Raw genomic sequence first — 459 nt, 5'->3', positions numbered from 1 at the left:
CGTCCTACTCTCACAAGGGGACAGCCCCTAACTACCATTGGCGCTGAGAAGCTTAACTTCCGTGTTCGGGAGGGACGGGTATGACCTTCTCGCTATCATCGTCCGGAAATCGATAACCTTCACATCTCTTCGTCATCTCACTCGTCAAGGTCCTCACGTACCAACTACGTACGCTCCGGCCTTTCCTCACTCGATTCCTCGACCTGTTCGCTTCTCGCTTCCCTCACGGTTTGGTAAAAAGATAAGTTGAGCAAGCTTACATATTTAAAAATCATTTCAGTTGAAAAATTATTCATTTAAAATGTTAATAGTTGTCTTCAATTTAGAATTTCAGCTACAAAAAAAGCACATCCATAAAGATGTGCTTTTTCATGTTGCCCGGCAGCGTCCTACTCTCACAAGGGGACAGCCCCTAACTACCATTGGCGCTGAGAAGCTTAACTTCCGTGTTCGGGATGG

Annotated in this window: 2 rRNA genes; both read right to left on the bottom strand. The window is 45.8% G+C overall.

Annotated elements, in window-relative coordinates:
- Positions 1–106: ribosomal RNA gene (gene rrf, locus B7E07_RS00025) — 5S ribosomal RNA — on the bottom strand.
- A gap of 270 nt (positions 107–376) precedes the next feature.
- Positions 377–459: ribosomal RNA gene (gene rrf, locus B7E07_RS00020) — 5S ribosomal RNA — on the bottom strand; the annotation flags it as partial.

Origin of the sequence: Cytobacillus gottheilii (assembly GCF_900166665.1) — a bacterium.
GTDB lineage: Bacteria > Bacillota > Bacilli > Bacillales > Cytobacillaceae > Cytobacillus > Cytobacillus gottheilii_A.
This window is presented reverse-complemented; position numbering and strand designations above follow the sequence as displayed.